The sequence below is a fragment of the Paraburkholderia sp. RL17-383-BIF-A genome (assembly GCF_046028015.1).
Lineage (GTDB): Bacteria > Pseudomonadota > Gammaproteobacteria > Burkholderiales > Burkholderiaceae > Paraburkholderia.
Genome location: NZ_JARESR010000001.1, coordinates 15,184 through 34,162, shown reverse-complemented (window position 1 = coordinate 34,162; position 18,979 = coordinate 15,184). Strand labels below are relative to the sequence as shown.

Below are 18,979 nucleotides of genomic sequence, written 5' to 3'. Positions count from 1 at the left end.
GTGCCACTTGCCACGCGCCTGGGAAACCGCCGCAACCAAGGGTTTCACAGGACGAAACTTCCGCTGACATCCGCCGATAACTCGAAAAGGAACGCCCCGGGCGCAGGCCAGTCCACCGGCACCACGCGGCGGGCCCAGTCACGCGCCGCTTCGCCCGGCAACCGTGCGCGATTTCCATTCGTTTTCGAGAGGACTCACGATGCACAAGCTCAGTTTTACGCAAAAACTGTGGCTGCCGCTGATCATCAGCCTCGGCGCCCTGCTGGCCGTTTCGGTGTCGGCAGCGTGGCAGTCGCGCGAGACGCGCATCGAGGAACGTAAGCACGACCTCACCAACGTCGCGCACGTCGGGCTCAGCATCGTGGCGGAATACGGGGCGCTGGCGCAAAGCGGCGCGCTGCCGGAGGCGGACGCCCGCAAGCAGGCACTCGAACGCCTGCGCGGCATCCGCTATGGCGAAGACGGCTACTTTCTCGTCATCAACTCGACGCCGCGGATGGTGATGCATCCGATCAAGCCGGCGCTCGAAGGCAAGGATCTCGCGAACAGCGCCGATGCCGACGGCCGTCACCATTACGTGACGTTCGCGTCGGTCGCGCAGGCGCCGGAAGGTGGCTTCGTCGACTATGTGTTCCCGCATCCTGGCGCGGCGGCCGCGCAGGCGGTCGGCAAGATCGGCTACGTGGTGCGCTATGCGCCGTGGGACTGGATCATCGCGACCGGCGCCTATGTCGACGACATCGACGCTGCGTTCATGCAATCGCTGTGGCTGATCGGCGCGATCTTCGTGGCGGTGTCGATGGTGCTCGTGACACTCGTCGCGCTCACGAACCGCAGCATCGTGCGCACGGTCGGCGGCGAACCGGCCTACGCGGCGAACGTGGCGGATGCGATCGCATCAGGCGACCTCACGGTGGCGATCCACACACGCGACGGCGACACGTCGAGCCTGCTGCACGTCATGCAGCGAATGCGCGATGCGCTGACGGGCACCGTCCGGCAGATCAAGCACGCCTCGGACAACGTCGCGTGCGGCGCGAACGAGATCGCGAACGGCAACGCGGACCTGTCGTCACGCACCGAGAACCAGGCGGCCTCGTTGCAGGAAACGGCGTCGAGCATGGAACAGATGGCAGCGATGGTCCGCCAGACTGCGGACCACGCGCGTACCGCGAGCGGGCTTGCGGCCAGCGCGGCGGATATCGCCAACCGCGGCGGCGACATGATCGGGCAAGCCGTCTCGGCAATGAAAGCCATCTCGAACGAATCGGGCCGCATGGTCGAGATCATCGCGACGATCGAAGGCATTGCGTTCCAGACCAACATCCTCGCATTGAATGCGGCGGTCGAAGCGGCGCGCGCGGGCGAACAGGGCCGCGGTTTCGCGGTCGTCGCGGGCGAGGTGCGCAGCCTCGCGCAGCGCAGCGCGACCGCGGCAAAGGAAATCCGCCAGCTGATCAGTCGTGCGGTGGACAGCGTCGGCAGCGGCGCGACCCTGGTCGAAAACACCGGCTCGACGATCGACCAGGCGCGCGACGCGATCATGCGCGTGACCGGCGTCGTGCAGGAGATCGCGGCGGCGGCCGCGGAGCAAAGCGCCGGCATCGACCAGGTAAACCTCGCGGTCACGCAGATGGACAGCATGACGCAGCAGAACGCGGCACTCGTCGAGCAGGCGGCAGCCGCGGCACAGTCGCTGAAGGAGCAGGCAACGAGCCTGCAACGCGCGGCCGGCGCCTTCCATGTGGACGCCGAAGCCGGCACGAGCGGCGGCGCACCGGTACTATCCTTGTAATCCGGCCGGTTGCAAGACAGCCGCGATTACGGATGTACAAACCACGCCGCCGGCTGCAAGAATGCGGAGGCAACCGGCGCGCCACGATCCGATCCATGCACGGCGCCCCGCAACCTGAGCGAGGAGAAGGAGCATGTTCATGGGTAGGCTTGTCAAATCCCCAGCCGGCAACCGGAGCGCGCGACAGTGGCTGATGGCCGCGATGCTGGCAGTGCTCTGCTGCCTTACCCAGAGCGCCTTCGCGCAAGCCGCCGACAACGCGGCGAGCCTGGGTGACAAATACCGGAGCCTGACGCAGCAACTGGCTCACAACCCGTTCCAGCGACCGCTGTACCTCGAATCGCAGGAGTTGCCCTCGGCACTCAAGGGCGATATTTACGGTGTGCTCGACTATCCGTTCCAGGCGGTCAACGCTACGCTCAACGACCCGGCTCAGGGGCCGGCCAACTGGTGCGACGTGCTGATCCTGCACCAGAACACCAAATACTGCCATGCATCGACGAGCGCGAGTGGCGCGGTCCTCGCGGTGAACATCGGCAAGAAAACCGAGGAATCGCTTTCCTCGTCCTACCGCGTGCAATTCGACTATCACCCGGTCGCGAGCAGCCCCGATTATCTTCGCGTGGAACTCTCCGCCGCCACGGGGCCGCTGAGCACTAAAGACTACCGTATCGTGATGGAGGCGATACCCGTGGGCGATAACCGCACCTTTATCCATCTGACCTACGCCTACGGTTACGGCACGGCGGGACGGATTGCGATGAAAACCTATCTGGCAACGCTCGGCAGCGACAAGGTTGGCTTTTCTTCCGCGCCCGATCCGTCGACGGGCAAGTCGCAATTTATCGGCGGCGTACGCGGTCTGGTGGAGCGCAATACCATGCGCTATTACCTCGCCATCGACGCCTATCTCGGGGCGCTTTCCAGCCCGCCCAACGCCCGTCTCGACAAACGCCTCACCGACTGGTTCGATGCGACCGAGCAGTATCCGCGGCAATTGCACGAGGTCAGCCGCGCCGACTACCTGCAAATGAAGCACAACGAGTATCAACGTCAGCAGACCGCGCAGTAGGTCGCGCGGCAGGTCGCTGCCGCCCGCACTGAGGGACAGCCCCGGTCGGCTCCGCCAATCGCGGCCGCAGGTTGCGACGTGCGCGGGGAAAGGGACGTCATGCCTGCCCGCCCCCAAAAAAAGCTAAAGGTTCAAGGGCCGCCGGTCGTTATATGTACCATACGGTTAATTTTGCATGCCCGCGGCCGGCTACATCCCTATGAAAATTTCGACCAAACTGATTTTGATTGTCGGCACCGCCCTGGCAGGTGTCGTCAGCATCGCTGCGATCGCGCTGTCGCAACTCGACCATGCCCTGATCGAGAGCCGTCAGGCGCAGATTGAAACGCTGCTGACCAAAGCGGAACACCTCGTGCTGTATTACCAGTCGCTCGAAGCGAGCGGCAAGATGAGCCGCGACGACGCGCAGGCTGCCGCCAAAACGGCGCTCAGTCAGTTGAACGCGAACAGCCAGAGCTACTACTGGGTGACGAATACCGACAGCGTCAATCTGGTCCACCCGAACCCGAGTCTCGTCGGCACCAAAACCGGCGGCAACAAGACCAAATCTGGCGACCTCACCGATACGCAGGCGTATCAGCAGGGACTTGCAAAGAATCACATTGCGCTGGTGGACGTGCTGATCAAGCGCTCTCAGGACGCTCCGCTCGTCGGCAAACTGCAAGGCGTGGTCGCCATTCCGGCATGGCAATGGTGGATCGGCACGGGGTTCTTCTATGACGACATTAGCGCGGCGTACTGGAAACTCGCGAAAATGCTGATCGTGATTTCGCTTGCGATCTTTGCCGCGGTTGGCAGCATGGCGTGGGTCATGACGCGTAGCGTGAAGCGTGAATTAGGCGGCGAACCGGCCGATGCCGCGGCGTTTGCGGCGCAAATCGCGTCGGGCAATCTGGCCGCCGCGATCAAGCTGGAGCCGGGCGACCGCTCGAGTTTGCTGTACGCGTTGAGCCAGATGCGGCTGCAGTTGTGTGAACTGGTGAAGGGCATTCAGCATTCGAGCGATTCGATTGCGACCGGCTCGGGTGAAATCGCGCAAGGCAACACCGATCTGTCGCAACGCACCGAAGAGCAGGCTGCTTCCTTGCAGGAGACGGCGGCGAGCATGGAGCAGTTGACGGCAACCGTGAAGCAGAATGCCGACAACGCGCGGCAGGCGAGCCAGTTGGCGGTGCTCGCGACGGATGCCACCCAGCGCGGCGGCAATGCGGTCGATGAGGTGATCGGCACGATGCAGAGCATCGCCGACGAATCGCGCAAAATTGGCCAAATTATTACGGTCATCGAAGGCATCGCGTTCCAGACCAACATTCTCGCGCTCAATGCAGCGGTGGAAGCGGCACGGGCCGGCGAGGAAGGGCGCGGTTTTGCGGTGGTCGCGGGCGAAGTGCGCACGCTCGCGCAACGCAGCGCGGCGGCCGCGAAAGATATCAAGGAACTGATCCATTCGTCCGTGGCGCGCGTTGACGACGGCACGGATCAGGTGGCGGTCGCGGGCGAACGGATGAGCGAGATCGTAGAGTCGATCCGGCGCGTGAGCGACATCATGGGTGAGATAGCCGCCGCGTCGATCGAGCAGAGCACCGGTATCGAGCAGGTGAATCGTGCGGTGTCGCAGATGGACGAGGTGACGCAGCAAAACGCGGCACTGGTCGAACAGGCGGCAGCGGCCGCGGCATCGCTCGATGAGCAGGCCGCCCGGTTGCAAACGATGGTCGGCACATTCCGTATTCAGTAGCACGTTGGAACGGTTGCTGGCGAACGCGGCGTTTGTCGCAATCCACGCACCCAGTACGCCGTTTCGCGAAGCGTCTCCATGGAGTAAAGGGCCGCCTCCATGTGGAAAGAAAACAAGGTATAGTCCGCAAGCGCAGGTATTTCCATTACCCCATTCTGATGGATGTGAATATGATTCCACTCGGTGCAGCATCCACCCTGCTTGGCGGCGTACGCAGCGCCATCAGTTCCGGGCTGTCGATGCTAACAGGCAAAAGCAGCACAGCTGAATCCAGCCAGTCGAGTTTTGCGGCGCATCTGAAGTCGGCAACAACATCGCAGAGCGGCTCTGGAAAAAGCGTGCATCACCTTCATGTACCTGCCGCAGGCAGTACGGTGAGCGCATTGGCCAGTTCTTCGTCTTCGCCAGTGCATGGCGCCGGTGCGACACAGGGCGGCGCGGCCGGCTCGGTGATCAATACCAGCGCCTGACCTGCCACCGAAATCCAAGGGGTAACGCATTCGCAACCGGCGTTACCCTCAAGCGCGCTACAAGCCCGCGCGCGGGCCGGTCAATGAAATCCCGATCGGGGAGACCCCGTCTGATCGTCGGGGCCAACGCGGCGTCGATCCGGTTCCTCTATGTTCGTCAATGGCGTCTCGACTCGACTCGGCGCCCTTCTGCACCTCCCCCGTCTAATTTCGTTTGTACGCTCCGGCCGACCGGCGAGTGAATACGTGCCGCAGCTGCGTCTATACCAGCCCCCTGTCAATGAATTGGGTCAAACAGGCGTCCGACGCGGCAAGTCGCCCCGCCGGGAAGTCCCGCGAGTAAGGATTCCCTGACCCGTAGTTCAGCATCTACCGCCCACATTTTCTTGATCCCCTGACTGCACCGCGAAAAGTGGCCGCATAGGATGAATGCACGTCAATTGCCTTCATCCGAGTGTTGCCATGGTTCCGTATCTGTCAGAGAGAGAAAATTCGATCGAGCACATCAACGCAATGTGCTTATGCCTCTTCGACCGGTGGTGCGAGACCAGAAGCGTCGCGCCGCTGACGTATCTGTTGCAAGGCTGGCCGATGATGAACAGCGAGCCCGACGCTCTCCGGCGTCTTGGCAACGCTCTACGCGAGCTCAGACGGCAACATCCGCACGACTCCAGCGACGCCTCGTTTCAGGAGGTATGCGAACTATCGGATTGTGTCGAAGACCTGCTGATCCTGTCGTCACTGCCAACGTGGCTGACGAGCGGTTTGTAGCGGCAACGCCGACACCCGTGTTCGCCCAAAGCAATGGGTATGTGGAGGACAGCGTGCATTTCGACGAAATCAGTGACGAAGAATGGCTGCTGCTCGCGCCTATCCTCGCGGATCCTCCCATTTCTCACCGGCAGCGCGGCCGGCCACGCGCGCAGGTTCGCGTCGTGGCGAACGCCGTGGTGTGGGTGCTGACGACCGGCGAATCCTGGTCGATGTTGCCGAGCCACTATCCGTCGGCGCCGACCTGCCGGCACCGCTTCGAGGCATGGCGTTCGAGCGGCGCCCTGGCGCAGATGTACCGGATTCTTTCGAGCACTGGACGCAAGTTCCGGTGCGGTCCGCAGTTCACACTGGAGCGCCGCGATGCCTCATCGCGACGCATCGATCGAGAGACGTGGGAAGATGGTTTTCGCCGGGTGTTCTGGAGGGAGCAGGCGTCCTGGCAAACACCGCGCGAGGCATGGCAGTCGTCCCATACGGCCGATACGTTCAGGCATATTGCGCGGCAACTCCCGAATTCCCTGAATGCAGGGGATCCCGTACCCGGGTGCGTCGAATCGCGCGAACCGGTGACTCGCCCACACACCATGCAACGGCCCGCCTCGCCATGGACGACCCTCGCGTCCAAAGGCCAGACCGAATCCGACCCGCGCGGCTACGTGATCCACGTTTCCGCCGATCGACTGGCCAACGCGCATTTCCGCGGATGGGCCGAGATCGTGCGTGATAAAAAGCGCGTCGCACGCTCCGGGCTGATCGGTCCGAGCTTCGAACACCGCGAGACGGCGCAGCAATACGCGCTCGAATGGGCGCGGCAATGGATCGACGAGGAATGCGGCGAAAGCGGCGACGACGCCGCTGAATCGAACAGCGATGTTCGCCAACAAAGAAAATGCTCGGGGTGATCCGCTCCCGAAAGCGCCGGATGCTCCGGCGCCCCTGGCGAGTCAATGCACCACGCCGAAAATGGCCTTGACACCCTCCGCGGGCGTCAATCCCACGTCGAAGTAACCTTCGAGCCTCAATGCGGTCGCGTCGTCGAGTATGAAAGGCGGCCGGATGAAGCCCGTCGCGAAGGCGTGGTCGTACCATTCGCTCAGCCACGCGCGCAATGCCGCTTCGTGCACCGACAAGGTCCCCAGTTTGTCTGCGTTCATCGATGACTCCTTTGTCCGGCCTCGTTCATGTCATCCGACGAGCGGCTCGAAGCGCATTCTGCACAGTTTCTCTGCCGGCGGAAATACGTGCCACGTACCGTCGCTGTGCCGGAAAAAGAACAGCAGGATCGGTCCATCCGGTCGCCTGATTTCGACGCATACGCGGCAAGTCAGACCGTCCGCCGAACCATGCAGCGTGAGCACACGGACCGGAAGCGCGCCCGCCGTCGCCAGTAATTTCTCGCGCAGTCCGCGTAGTGAGCTTTTCGTCGCATCCACATCTGCCCCCGCACGTCAGATTTCCATTTGCCAATCGTGGGACAACGGCGAGGTTTCTTCAGTCAGCAGCGCCGGATTGTTGATTCGGGAAACGCTGCTTCGCGCCTCAGGATTTCCCTACCGGCACCGTCACTTCGTTACTCTGTCACCAGACCGTGCCTGATCGCATAGCGGATCAGCTCGGCGTTGTTGTTCAGGCCAAGTTTCTGCATGAGCCGCATCTTGTGAGTGCTGATGGTCTTGGCGCTGAGCGAACACGACTCGGCAATCTCGTTGATGCTCTGGCCGGCTGCCAGCATCTGCAACACCTGGAATTCACGGTCGGATAGCACTTCATGCGGCGGCGCGTCGCCGGAATGCGTTTCGAAGACCATCGCGTCGACCAGCTTCGGGTCGATGAAACGCCCGCCTCCCGCCAGCTTGCGGATCGCCGCGAGCAGCACGTCAAGATCGCTGTCTTTCGTCACATAGCCCGTCGCGCCCGCGCGCAGCGCGCGCGACACGACCTGTGCCTCGTTGTGGATGCTCAGCACGAGAATCGGCAAGGACGGCTGCTCGGCACGCACTCGCCGAATCAGATCGACCCCGCTGATGCCGGGCATCGTCATGTCCAGCAGCACCAGATCGAACCGCCGCGTACGCAGCCGATCGAGCACTTCCGAACCTTGTGCGGCCTCGGCGGCGACGACGATATCCGTGGTCGTCGCGAGAATCTGTTTCAGGCCGCCACGCACCACGGCGTGATCATCGGCAATCAGGACGTCGATCATTTTCTGCTGCGCCTGTAAGCGGAATGTGAATGGAAATCGCGGTGCCCATACCCTGCGCACTGTCGATACTCATCGCGCCGCCGATCAGGCGGGCGCGCTCCTGCATACCCAGCAGTCCGTACGAATAACCCGTACGCGCCATGGATGGATCGAATCCGCAGCCGTCGTCGCTCACGTGCAGATCGAGCGCCGCCGCCGTGCTAGTCAGCGTCACGTCGGCACGCGTTGCCCGCGCGTGGCGACCGACGTTGGTGAGCGAAGCCTGAACGATCCGGAATACGGCTGTGGCGCAAGCCTCCGGCAGCACGGGTTCCCCCCCGTTGATGTGCAACTGGCAAAGAATGCCATGCCGCCGCATGAAATCCTCCACCAGCCATTCCAGCGCCGACACGACCCCGAAGTTGAGCGCCACCGGCCGCAAATGGTTCGCGACATTGCGGACCATCCAGATGGTCTTTTCGACGAGTTCGCGCATGTCGTCGGCTTTGCGCATCGCCTCCGGATCGGTGCCGAGACGCATTTTCAGCAGGGAGACGTCCATCTTTAGCGCGGTCAGCAATTGGCCGAGTTCATCGTGAATCTCCATGGCGATGCGCTTGCGCTCTTCCTCGCGAATCGCCTCCATGTACGCGGACAACTCGCGCAACTGATTGCGCGATTCGAACAACTCCTGCTCGATACGCTTGCGCGACGTGATGTCGTTCAGACCGACGTAGATCGCCGGGGCATCGCCGAAGGTCGCCACGCGCGCGGTCGCCATGGCCCAGAACGGCGAGCCGTCGGCGCGCCGCATATGCACTTCGCTGTTGCTGAAACTGCCCTCCGTGCGCAGATGCGACAGGAGCCGGTCACGGTCGCCGGCATCCATATAGAAATCGACGATGTTGGTCAACGGGCCCATGCCCGTATCGAGACCGACCAGTTTTCGCAACGGTTCATTCGCGTACAGAATGACGCCGTCGGGCATCGACGTGATGCACAGCGGAATCGGGCTGGTTTCGACAATCGTGCGAAAACGCGCTTCGCTCGCCTGCAACTTCGCTTCCGCCCGGCGGCGCTCGTCCACCTGAGCGGACAGCCGCGCATTCGACTCCGCGAGTTGCCTCGTGCGCTGCTCGACCGTCTGTTCGAGCGCGTCGCGCGCGCGCGACAATTCGGCCTCGGCCTCGTGGCGCACCGCCACCTCGTTCATGAGCTGGCGGTTCTGCACGACAAGCTGCCGGTGCATCACGCGCAACGCGAGATGGGTCTCGATGCGCGCCATCATTTCGTTGACACGGACGGGCTTCGCCACGTAGTCGACGCCCCCGGCCGAAAAACCCTCGACCATGTCTTCCGCGCCCGTCAAGGAGGTCATGAAAATGACCGCGATATCGCGCGTGCGCGTGTCCGCCTTGAGCCTCCGGCAAGTCTCGAAGCCGTCGATTCCCGGCATCTTCACATCGAGCAGGATCAGGTCTGGCGCGGAAAACAGCGCACGCTCCAGCGCCTCTTCGCCGTCGAGCGCAATGAGCACCCGAAAGCCGCGGTCCGTCAAACTGTCGACGACCACGCCGAAATTCGCCGGCGTGTCGTCGGCGATGAGGATCGTCGGCCGTTCTCGGGCCTCCGCGTTGGGCTCGTTCATGGCTTGCCCTCGAGAGTCAGATACCGTTCGACCAGATGGAGAATCGACTTCGACTGATAGTTGCGAGCCAGTGCACAGAGTTGCCCCGTGAAAGAGCCATAACGCGAATCGCGCGCCGCCAGGTTCTCGGCCCACGCGATGATTTCATGCATATCGCCAAGGCGCGCAAGATGATGCAATTCTTCCATCTGCCGCCGGGGCACGGCTGCGAGGCTAACCTCCGGCGTCACGTCACGCTCGGCCGGCGACGCATGGATCCACCTCAGCCCAAGTAGCGTGGCGATCTGCGCCAGCAGCGCTTCGAGGTCGACCGGCTTTGGCAGGAACGCGTTCACGCCCGCTTCCATGCTCATCGCCTTGTTGATCCCGGAAGGGCTGGCGGACATGGCAATGATCGGAACATGAGCGAACCCCTGCGATTGTCGCAGGTTGCGCGTCAATTCGAGGCCGTTCATTTCGGGCATCACGATGTCCGTAAGAATGAGTGCCGGTCGTTCGCGTTGCGCCGTCTCGAACCCGTCGCGACCGTCTTGCGCCTCGACGGTGTCGAAGCCGAGACGGCCTAGCAGGTCTACAACGATCGCACGATTGACCTCGATATCGTCGACGACCAGCACCTTCCTGCGCGGCCCCTCATAGCCCGTCGCCGTGGACGAGAGCGACGCTGGGGCCGCTGTCTTGCGCAACACGGGCGTCACGCTCGCGGGCGGCAGTTCGAAGCGGAAAGTACTGCCCTGCCCGAGGCGGCTTTCCACCTCGATCTCGCCGCCCATTGCACGCACGAACTCACGGCTGATGGCGAGGCCGAGGCCGGTCCCGCCTGCTCGCCGCTCAGCCGCGCCCAGTTGTTCGAAGGGCTCGAAGATCGTATTCAGTTGATCGTGACCAATGCCCACCCCCGTGTCGCGCACTTCGAAACGGACGCGGCTTTCCTCTGATCTGGAGACAAGGAGGCTCACGCAACCGGAGTCGGTGAACTTGACGGCGTTGGCAAGCAGATTGAGCATGACCTGCCGCAAGCGTCGCTCATCGGCACGCACGCCGTCGGGCGCATCGTCCGCGAATTCGCAGATGAAGTCGAGATGCTTCTGCTCGGCTTTTACTTCGATGATGTCCCGAATGGCATCGACAAACCCCGCCAGCGGCACGTCGTTTATTTCGACTCTCAGCTTGCCCGCTTCGATCCTCGCGAAATCAAGCGTGTCTTCGATCAACGTCAGCAGATGCTCGCCACTATGGCGGATGACCGCCACGCGTTCTCGCTGCCGCTCGCTCAACGTGGCATCGCACTCGAGAATCTGCGCATAGCCGAGAATACCGTTCAGCGGTGTGCGCAACTCGTGACTCATGTTCGCCAGGAACTCGCCTTTGGCCCGGTTGGCCGCTTCCGCCAGATTGCGCGCTTCGCGTTCAGCCGCCGTATTCTGCTCGTCGCGATACGCGCAGTGAAGCCGCGCGCCCATCGCATTGAATGCGGCCGCCACACGGTCGAGTTCGTCTGGTTCACGCCGTTTGCGGCGCTGGAGGCTGAACGGCCTGGGCGGTTCACGAAAATCGTAGTTCTCCACCGTACGCGCAATGGCCGCGACGTGCCGCATCACAAGACGGGACAGGATGTAGACGATGAACAGCGAGACGAAAAAAGTGTTGGCGGCCTGCGTGATCAGAATCGTCGCGGCGGTCCGCTTCAACTGCCGGTAGAGGTCGAGCAGCGTCGCCTCCACGTAGAGCTTGCCGATCTCGCGCTCCTTGCCCTGCACCCTGTAGAAGAGCGGAAACTCGCGAGCCATGACGGGACCGGCGGAGCGTTGACCCGCACTCAGGTAGGCAGATTGACCGGCTTTCCCCGCCTCGCGAATTTCCACGGCACGGATATCCGCGAGACGCAGAATGCCGTTCAACTCCAGTTGCAGTTGCGCATCGTCGAGTCGCCAGAGCGCTTCCGCCAGACTGTCGCGACTACTGCGGTCAATGTCCACAAGGCGATTGTCGATCTGCTTCACGCCCTGCTCGTAGTCGCGGTAAAGCTGCAGCCCGGTCAGCAACACCGTGACCGCGCAGCTGACGAGCAGCACGGTGACGAGAAGCCGTGATACAAGGCTGCTCCTGAAGCGGCTGATCAAACTCCACCATGCGTCGAAGAGGTTGTGCTTCATACTTCCCCGCGAGTGCTACGGTTCTAGTTTCGTCTATTCTGCACTCGTTGCCGCTACACGGGCTCTGAACGGTCGGCCAGCGCTTTCGCAGGGTGGCGCTTCAACGTTTGCCTGCCCCAGTCAGCCAGTCACTCTGATTTGCCGATCCGCCCGGTGCTCGTTCCCGGTGAAACGCGTCCTGATTATTCTGACGAAAGTCTAGTTGACGTACATGTCCGTCGCGACAGCCGGCGAATCGTTGACCGCTCGCGGCAAGCAGATCCGCGGATACTGCAGGATCTCATCGATGCATGAGGTCACCTCCGCGAGGATCGGCCGGATGCGGCCACCGAGCGCATGGGGGTTCGACATCCGCAGTTCGCGCAATCCGTCGGACAACCGCTTCACGGACGCGTACCCCCTATCCGGCAATGGCCAGCAGTGCAGCAGGTAGCTGAGCGGTATGACGCTTCTGCTTTCACACCAGATGTCGAACAGCCGCTCGCACGCGGTGTCGAGGAATTCAACCGCGATTTCGCGGCTTTCTGAATGACCGTTCATAACGGGACCGTTGATATAGACGATTTCGATAAACCATCCTAAGGAGGCCGGGACCGGCACACAGTCAGGAAGCCCGGAAAAAAACCCTTCCGATCCGCTGAAGATGCCGTCAGGAAATCCTGAATGCCCGCTGCACCCTAACAACGGGATTACACGATTTGTAAGTAAAGGCAGGACGTGGCAGGATGAAAAACCGCTCAGGCGAGAATCTGTGCGGACAAGCGCCAATCCGAGCGCACCACTGCTGTTTCGAGAAACCGACCATCCATGGATCGCAGGCGCTTTGTACTGGCAGCGCTGGCTGCGGCGGGCAGCACGCTGCGCGCGCGTGCCGCGCCTGCCGACTCTCCCGTCCACTTCGACGTTGTCTATCCCCGCATTCGGCCCGCCCGCGACGTTCACGCCGCGTTTGCGCTCGCCGTGCTCGATCTGGCCATGAAGACAACAAACGTTTCGTACACGTTGCGGGCAGCCGACATCGAAATGGAGCGCGCTCGGGCGCTAGCCGAACTGGCCGGCCCCGACAACATGATCAATCTGCACTGGACGAGTATGGAGGCGCAAGCCGAGCGCGGCAGGAATGTCGTGCGGATTCCGATTCATCGTGGACTGATTGGCCACCGGCTATTCATCATCCGAAAGGATCGGCAAGCGGATTTCGACAAGGTCGAACGCTTCTCCGATCTGAAAGCATTCATGTGCGGGCAGGGACTGGGGTGGATCGATACGGAGATCCTGAAGGCAGCCGGCCTGAACGTTCAGACTTCGACCTATGACACGATGTTCGAGATGACCCAAGGTGGCCGGGTCGACTATTTCCCGCGCGGCTTAGTTGAAGCATTTACTGAACTCGATGGCCGTCAGCACCAGGAGCCCGATCTCGTGGTCGAGAACCGGCTCCTGTTGAAATACCGATCGGATTTCATCTTCTATGTCGCCTCGGGCCACGAAGCATTGGCGGAGGCGATCGAAAGCGGGCTTACCACTGCGTATCGCAATGGCGCCTACATGAGACTGTTCAACTCCCATCATTACATTCAGGATGCGCTGACACGCGCAAAGATCGGATCGCGCCTGACCTTTACGCTCGACAACCCTTTCCTTTCCGAAGCGGACCGCAGAATTCCAGACAAGTACTGGATGAGCTGACGATCAGAGACTCAATATCCGCGGCGTCGGTTCACGCCGGCCCCATGCCGTGCACCAGCTTGACAGACGCCGCAAGGGGCGACGCAAGGAACGAAACGAATGCCTGTGCCTGCGCAGCTTGCGTGGACGCCACGCAAACCGCGGCTGAAAAAGCGGTGACGACCTGAATATCAGACGGAAGTATCCCGACCACATCGACGCCGGGCAGGTGCATCAATTCGCTCAATTGCTGGAAACCGAGTTGCACCTCACCGCTCGCGACGAGTGAGCCGACCGGCACGCCCGGCGAAGCCTGCACAACGCGCGGCGCGATAGCCCCTGCAATGCCCCAGCGCTCGAAAAGCCGCAACAGATGCGAACCGCTCGGTCCGGTGGAATAGCCGATACTGCGGGCAGCCAGAATCGCACTGCGTACGGCGGGTCCGGTCGAGATGTCGGGATGCGCCGCGCCCGCCCCCACGGCGATTGCCACGTGAGAGCGGGCGATCTCCCTCTGACTGCCCGCCACGATCCGGCCGGCCGCCGCCAGCCGGTCGATTGCGTCGGCCGCCAGCACGACGACATCGAACGGCTCACCGTTCATCACACGCCGGGCAGCATCGACGCCGCCTACCGATTCGACCGACACCGATTGCCGCGAATCCTGCGCGTATCGTTCGGTGAGATCGGCGAGCACATTGCGGGTCGCCATTGATGAGATAACGGTGACCGTTTGCCCCATGGTTTGATCGATAACCAAGTTACACGCCCTTTCAGTCGATATAGCGCAGCCCCGCTTCTTGCAAGGGCTCGCGCATGCGATACATATCCAGACCGAGCACGCCGGCAGCGAGCTTCGCGCGCTTCTCGGCCTCATTGGCTTCGCGCGCCGCCGCCTTGTCGAGCACCTTCTGCGCCGACGCTGCGGGGACCACCACGACACCGTCTTCATCCGCGACGACGACGTCGCCCGGATTCACCAGCGCTCCGGCGCACACCACCGGAATGTTCACCGAGCCGAGCGTGGCCTTGATCGTCCCTTTGGCGGAAATCGCTTTGCTCCAGACCGGGAATTGCATGTCGGCCAGCACGCTTACGTCGCGCACGCCCGCATCGATGACGAGCCCCTGCGCGCCGCGTGCCTTGAAGCTCGTTGCCAGCAGATCACCGAAATAGCCGTCCGTGCAATCGGCCGTGACACCGGCAATGACAATATCGCCCGGCTGGATCTGTTCGGCGGCGACGTGCAGCATCCAGTTGTCGCCGGGTTGCAAAAGAACCGTGACCGCCGTGCCATGGGCGCGCGCACCCGCATAAATCGGCCGCATGTATGGCTTGAGCAGGCCGACGCGACCCATTGCTTCGTGCACGGTCGCGGTCCCAAGCGCACCGAGATTCGCGGCGACATCCTTCTGTGCTCGCTGAATGTTGCGATACACCACGCCTAATTCATACATGATCAAAGCCCCTTCATTTTCAATGCTGCATCGAGGCGCGGATAAACGCGCCGCGCGTTGCCTTCATAAATCTTGTACCGCTCGTCCGTATCGATCTGCGCGGACTCGATATAGCGCCGGGTGTCGTCGAAATAATTGCCCGTCTCGGGATCGATGCCGCGCACGGCGCCGATCATCTCGCTTGCAAACAGAATGTTGTCCACGGGAATCACGCGTGTCAGCAAATCGATGCCCGGCTGGTGATAGACGCAGGTGTCGAAGAAGACGTTATTGAGCAGATGGTCCTTCAAGAGCGGCTTCTTCAATTCCTGTGCGAGTCCGCGAAAGCGTCCCCAGTGGTACGGCACAGCGCCGCCGCCGTGCGGAATCACGAAGCGCAGCGTTGGAAAATCGCGGAACAGGTCCGACGTGAGGCATTGCATGAACGCAGTGGTGTCAGCGTTCAGGTAGTGCGCGCCCGTCGTGTGGAAACACGCATTGCAACTCGTGCTCACGTGAATCATTGCGGGGATGTCGTACTCGACCATCTTCTCGTAGATCGGATACCAGTAGCGATCGGACAGCGGCGGGCTGGTCCAGTGACCGCCCGACGGGTCCGGATTGAGATTGATCGCCACGTTGCCGTACTGCTCCACGCATTTGACGAGTTCCGGAATGCAGGTGGCGACATCCACGCCGGGGCTTTGCGGAAGCATTGCAGCCGGAATGAAATGATCGGGAAACAACTGGCTCACACGGAAGCACAACTCGTTGCAAATCACCGCCCACGTGCTGGAGACCTGAAAATCACCGATGTGATGCGCCATGAAACTGGCGCGCGGGCTGAAGATCGTGAGATCGAGGCCGCGTTCGCGCATCAGGCGCAACTGGTTGCTTTCGATCGATTCGCGCAGTTCGTCGTCGCCGATCTGCAATTCGGAAACTTTGGGCACTTCCGAAGGAGTGTTGATGCCCGCAATCTGGCGGTTGCGCCACATTTCCAGTGCTTTGGGTGCCGTTGTGTAGTGGCCGTGAATGTCGATGATCATCGTGACTCCGAACAGCGTTTGAATTGTTGCCGCAATGCCGGACGTAGCATCGCTCGATTACCTGGTCAGTGTGCCGTGTTGGGCTGCGCGGCCGGCTCGCTTACCCTGACCCGCTGGGCCAGCAGGATGGCCACCGCAGCCAGCGTTGCGGGCACCGCAAGCAGCGGGAGAATCGCGCTGAACTGCAAGCCGAGGCCGAGCAGCGCGCCGCCTATTGCCGAGCCGAAGATGCTGCCGAATCGCCCCATGCCCAACATCCAGCTCACGCCGGTAGCACGTGCGAGCGTCGGGTAACGGCCTGGCGCAAACGCGTTCAACCCGGTCTGCGCGCCGCTCATGCAAAAGCCGGCTGCAAACACGAACCACGCCAGCGAGGACGACAAAGCGCCGATCCACCCAAGCGCAAGAACACACAGACCACCGCCGAGATAGGCCGCACTGATGACCGGCGCCGGCCGCACTTTGTCCATCATCCAGCCGACAAGAACCGCGCCGATCGTTCCGCCGATCTGGAACATCGCGGTCACGTTGGCTGCGGACGTGACGGTCAGCCCCGCATCTTTCATGAGCGTGGGCAGCCAGCCCGTCAACAGATAGATCACGAGCAGGCCCATGAAATAGGTCGCCCAAAGCGCCACGGTCATGAAGCCGTAGCCGTGCGAAAAGAGTACGCCGATCGGTTTGCGCGTCGGCAACGGGGGCTCGCTGGAAACAAAAACCTCGTCGCCTGTAAAGCGCTCACCGCACACCCGGCCCAGAGTCGCGCCGATACGCGAGGGCGACGCGCCGCGCACCGCCAGGAGACGGGCCGATTCCGGTAGCAGCCACACCTGCAAGGGGATCAAGGCGAGCGGCAGAGCGCCACCAAAGATCAATACCGAACGCCAACCATGGTCGGGAATGAGCCAGCCGGCAACAAAACCGATCAAGGCCGATCCCAGATTGAAACCAGTGAACATGATGGTGATCAACAGTGACCGCTTGCGCTGAGGTGCGTACTCCGAAAGCAGCGTGGTCGAGTTGGGCATCGCGGCGCCAAGACCAATGCCGGTCAGCAAACGCAGCGTGGCCATTTCCATAGGCGACCGGGTGAAGGCGGTCGCTATCGTGAACACACCGAAAAGGAAAACAGAAGTAATCAACACCCACTTACGGCCCACACGGTCCGAAGCAGGCCCCGCCCCGAGAGCGCCGATCACGAGGCCGAGCGGCGCCGCGCTCATCACCAGACCGAACGCGGGTCGCGAAATCCCCCAGTCGTGAATGATCGAAGGCGCCACGAAGCCCATGATCGCCACGTCCATGCCATCCGCCGTCACGACCAGGAAACACAGCGCCACCAGCAGCCACTGGTAAGGCGAAATGGATCGCCCGTCGATAAACGCCTTGATATCAATCGTTCTTCCGTTAGTCATTGTTGACTCCTGTCTCCTTCCTATATGTCTCGCCCGACGCAACGATCGCAAACGGCTCCGCAACGGCAACGCCAAAGCGGGTTAAAGGCCCACTCGAACGATGGCCTGAGTGGCGCGGCTCAACGCGCCATCGGAACTGTTTATGCCGTTGATCTGTGTCTGCGTTGCGGAATTACCGCTTGCATGGTTGCCATGCGATCCCGGTCAACTGCGCCTGTTCTCAGCTCACTCTTTCTTCGGGCTGTCCCAGTCAAGTTTTCCGGCGGTCTTTCCCGCCACCGAATACAGCGCGCCGGGCGCATTGCGCGTGCGCTGGAAAGCCTCCAGCGTTTCCCCGCGCATGGCGGCGTAGATGTGAAGATTCGACACGCCTGTCACGGCGCCCAGCTTCTCCAGCATGAAGAAGATAACGCCGTAGTGCAGCATGCCGCGCCAATCCCGGCGACGGATCAGGTCTCGCTCCTCTTCGGTCAGCGCGGCCGCTTCGAAACTTGCCTCGGGATCGCTCAGGAAAGCCTCGCGATGGGCCGGCTCCACCATCCGGTGAAGATAATCGTTGATCCGATACGCCTTCACGGCGAGTTCAATCGTGAACGGATAGGTGCCTTCGAGCTTCTCGATATCGGCTAGCTGCGTCGCCATCCGTTGCCGGTGGCGCTCCAGAATGGAAGGCTTCGTCTCACCTTCCTCGCCTTCATAGATGGCGGTCGCGATGCCCGCCATCGACGGCAAGTAGTAACTGCGATGCTTGCATACGACGCTCGACGGCAACGCGCCCCGCATCGTGAGCCACATGATCACTTCAGCGCCCTCGAACCCGCCCAGTTCCGCATATTCGGCGATCGTCATATCAGCAAGTTGCTCGGGATCGCGTTCGAAAAGATCGAGAAAGCGCTGATCCCATTCCGTGTTGTTGAAGCCGGCGCGCTCCCCATGAACCTGATGCGACAGGCCACCCGTTGCGACGATCGCGACCTTGAGATCCTCCGGGTAACTCTCGATCGCACGCCTTAGTGCCTGGCCAAGCTTGTAAAAGCGCCGGGCGCTCGGCACTGGCACTTGCAGCACACCCATCTGCAACGGCACGAGTTTCACGGGCCATTCGGGGGTATGCGGGCAGAGCATCGATAGAGGCGAGAAACAGCCGTGATCGAGCGCCTTGTTCTGGAAGAAGGACATATCGAACTCGTCGGTCATGAGCGACGTGCCGATGTGCGCGGCCAGGCCCGGATGTCCGCTGATAGGCGGCAGATCCCGCGCGCCCCCTCCCTCGTCGGCGACCTTCCACTCAGGCCCCACGCCTAGCGCGAACGCCGAATAGTGGTCGAAGAAGAACGACGTGACATGGTCGTTATAGATAACCAGCAGCACGTCAGGACGCTTCTGCGCGAGCCAGTCCGCCAGCGGCGCGAAATTCTCGAAGATCGGAGCCCACACCGGATCGTCGCGCTTGTTCTTGTCGAAAGCAAAGCCAATGGTTGGTGTGTGCGAGGCCGCGATGCCTCCGATGATCCGTGCCATGCCCATACTCCTCAGAAATCTCAGATGACCGCCCATCGAGGCGCCTCAGGTGGCG

General features: G+C 62.0%; 16 protein-coding genes. 6 read left to right on the top strand and 10 right to left on the bottom strand.

Going from position 1 to position 18,979, the window contains the following annotated elements:
• Positions 1-199 precede the first annotated feature (199 nt).
• From P0D71_RS00150 to P0D71_RS00130, 5 genes are all read left to right on the top strand, one after another.
• Positions 200-1,795, top strand: coding sequence for a methyl-accepting chemotaxis protein (locus P0D71_RS00150; protein WP_408478631.1), 1,596 nt, complete (start codon positions 200-202; stop codon positions 1,793-1,795).
• Positions 1,796-1,934: 139 nt separating this feature from the next.
• Complete coding sequence (locus P0D71_RS00145; RefSeq protein ID WP_408478629.1) at positions 1,935-2,867, top strand: hypothetical protein; 933 nt, start codon at positions 1,935-1,937, stop codon at positions 2,865-2,867.
• A gap of 199 nt (positions 2,868-3,066) precedes the next feature.
• Positions 3,067-4,605 (top strand): methyl-accepting chemotaxis protein, encoded by a 1,539-nt coding sequence (locus P0D71_RS00140; protein ID WP_408478627.1) that lies wholly within the window; start codon positions 3,067-3,069, stop codon positions 4,603-4,605.
• 101 nt (positions 4,606-4,706) lie between these two features.
• Positions 4,707-5,075: a hypothetical protein gene (locus P0D71_RS00135; protein ID WP_408478625.1), complete on the top strand. Its 369-nt coding sequence runs from the start codon at positions 4,707-4,709 to the stop codon at positions 5,073-5,075.
• An 824-nt stretch (positions 5,076-5,899) separates the two neighbouring features.
• Positions 5,900-6,751, top strand: a complete 852-nt coding sequence (locus tag P0D71_RS00130) for a DUF6566 family protein (RefSeq protein ID WP_408478623.1) — start codon at positions 5,900-5,902, stop codon at positions 6,749-6,751.
• A 42-nt stretch (positions 6,752-6,793) separates the two neighbouring features.
• Here the strand turns inward: P0D71_RS00130 and P0D71_RS00125 are convergent, their stop codons facing one another.
• From P0D71_RS00125 to P0D71_RS00105, 5 genes are all read right to left on the bottom strand, one after another.
• Positions 6,794-7,003 carry a hypothetical protein gene (locus tag P0D71_RS00125; protein ID WP_091807236.1) on the bottom strand — a complete coding sequence of 70 codons (210 nt, stop codon included), beginning with the start codon at positions 7,001-7,003 and terminating at the stop codon, positions 6,794-6,796.
• A 416-nt stretch (positions 7,004-7,419) separates the two neighbouring features.
• Complete coding sequence (locus P0D71_RS00120) at positions 7,420-8,052, bottom strand: response regulator (RefSeq protein WP_091807231.1); 633 nt, start codon at positions 8,050-8,052, stop codon at positions 7,420-7,422.
• Positions 8,027-9,679 (bottom strand): response regulator, encoded by a 1,653-nt coding sequence (locus P0D71_RS00115; RefSeq protein ID WP_408478621.1) that lies wholly within the window; start codon positions 9,677-9,679, stop codon positions 8,027-8,029. Before P0D71_RS00115 ends, P0D71_RS00120 begins: the two co-directional genes overlap by 26 nt.
• The gene (locus P0D71_RS00110; protein ID WP_408478619.1) at positions 9,676-11,835 is read right to left on the bottom strand and encodes an ATP-binding protein; all 2,160 of its coding nucleotides are present in this window, start codon (positions 11,833-11,835) and stop codon (positions 9,676-9,678) included. Before P0D71_RS00110 ends, P0D71_RS00115 begins: the two co-directional genes overlap by 4 nt.
• A 198-nt stretch (positions 11,836-12,033) precedes the next feature.
• Complete coding sequence (locus P0D71_RS00105) at positions 12,034-12,777, bottom strand: hypothetical protein (RefSeq protein WP_408478617.1); 744 nt, start codon at positions 12,775-12,777, stop codon at positions 12,034-12,036.
• A gap of 18 nt (positions 12,778-12,795) precedes the next feature.
• On the opposite strand from P0D71_RS00105, the gene P0D71_RS00100 reads away from it, so the two are divergent.
• Entirely contained in the window at positions 12,796-13,524 is a 729-nt protein-coding gene (locus P0D71_RS00100; RefSeq protein ID WP_408478615.1) for a transporter substrate-binding domain-containing protein, read from the top strand.
• A 31-nt stretch (positions 13,525-13,555) separates the two neighbouring features.
• Here the strand turns inward: P0D71_RS00100 and P0D71_RS00095 are convergent, their stop codons facing one another.
• The 5 genes from P0D71_RS00095 to P0D71_RS00075 all read right to left on the bottom strand — a co-directional run bounded on the left by P0D71_RS00095 (position 13,556) and on the right by P0D71_RS00075 (position 18,924).
• On the bottom strand, positions 13,556-14,245 hold the full coding sequence (locus P0D71_RS00095) for a substrate-binding domain-containing protein (protein WP_408479138.1): 690 nt from the start codon (positions 14,243-14,245) through the stop codon (positions 13,556-13,558).
• Positions 14,246-14,276: 31 nt separating this feature from the next.
• Positions 14,277-14,960, bottom strand: coding sequence for a 4-carboxy-4-hydroxy-2-oxoadipate aldolase/oxaloacetate decarboxylase (ligK, locus tag P0D71_RS00090; RefSeq protein WP_091807218.1), 684 nt, complete (start codon positions 14,958-14,960; stop codon positions 14,277-14,279).
• Positions 14,961-14,962: 2 nt separating this feature from the next.
• Positions 14,963-15,988: an amidohydrolase family protein gene (locus P0D71_RS00085; protein ID WP_408478613.1), complete on the bottom strand. Its 1,026-nt coding sequence runs from the start codon at positions 15,986-15,988 to the stop codon at positions 14,963-14,965.
• A 65-nt stretch (positions 15,989-16,053) separates the two neighbouring features.
• Positions 16,054-17,403: an MFS transporter gene (locus P0D71_RS00080; RefSeq protein ID WP_408478611.1), complete on the bottom strand. Its 1,350-nt coding sequence runs from the start codon at positions 17,401-17,403 to the stop codon at positions 16,054-16,056.
• Positions 17,404-17,628: 225 nt separating this feature from the next.
• Complete coding sequence (locus P0D71_RS00075; RefSeq protein WP_408478609.1) at positions 17,629-18,924, bottom strand: gallate dioxygenase; 1,296 nt, start codon at positions 18,922-18,924, stop codon at positions 17,629-17,631.
• Between the last annotated feature and the right edge of the window lie 55 nt (positions 18,925-18,979).

Excerpts from the sequence above, each read along its gene's own strand:
- P0D71_RS00150 (WP_408478631.1), top strand. The coding sequence starts at position 200 with ATGCACAAGCTCAGTTTTACGCAAAAACTGTGGCTGCCGCTGATCATC.
- P0D71_RS00145 (WP_408478629.1), top strand. The coding sequence starts at position 1,935 with ATGGGTAGGCTTGTCAAATCCCCAGCCGGCAACCGGAGCGCGCGACAG.
- P0D71_RS00140 (WP_408478627.1), top strand. The coding sequence starts at position 3,067 with ATGAAAATTTCGACCAAACTGATTTTGATTGTCGGCACCGCCCTGGCA.
- P0D71_RS00125 (WP_091807236.1), bottom strand. The coding sequence starts at position 7,003 with ATGAACGCAGACAAACTGGGGACCTTGTCGGTGCACGAAGCGGCATTG.
- P0D71_RS00120 (WP_091807231.1), bottom strand. The coding sequence starts at position 8,052 with ATGATCGACGTCCTGATTGCCGATGATCACGCCGTGGTGCGTGGCGGC.
- P0D71_RS00115 (WP_408478621.1), bottom strand. The coding sequence starts at position 9,679 with ATGAACGAGCCCAACGCGGAGGCCCGAGAACGGCCGACGATCCTCATC.
- P0D71_RS00110 (WP_408478619.1), bottom strand. The coding sequence starts at position 11,835 with ATGAAGCACAACCTCTTCGACGCATGGTGGAGTTTGATCAGCCGCTTC.
- P0D71_RS00095 (WP_408479138.1), bottom strand. The coding sequence starts at position 14,245 with ATGGGGCAAACGGTCACCGTTATCTCATCAATGGCGACCCGCAATGTG.
- ligK (WP_091807218.1), bottom strand. The coding sequence starts at position 14,960 with ATGTATGAATTAGGCGTGGTGTATCGCAACATTCAGCGAGCACAGAAG.
- P0D71_RS00085 (WP_408478613.1), bottom strand. The coding sequence starts at position 15,988 with ATGATCATCGACATTCACGGCCACTACACAACGGCACCCAAAGCACTG.
- P0D71_RS00080 (WP_408478611.1), bottom strand. The coding sequence starts at position 17,403 with ATGACTAACGGAAGAACGATTGATATCAAGGCGTTTATCGACGGGCGA.
- P0D71_RS00075 (WP_408478609.1), bottom strand. The coding sequence starts at position 18,924 with ATGGCACGGATCATCGGAGGCATCGCGGCCTCGCACACACCAACCATT.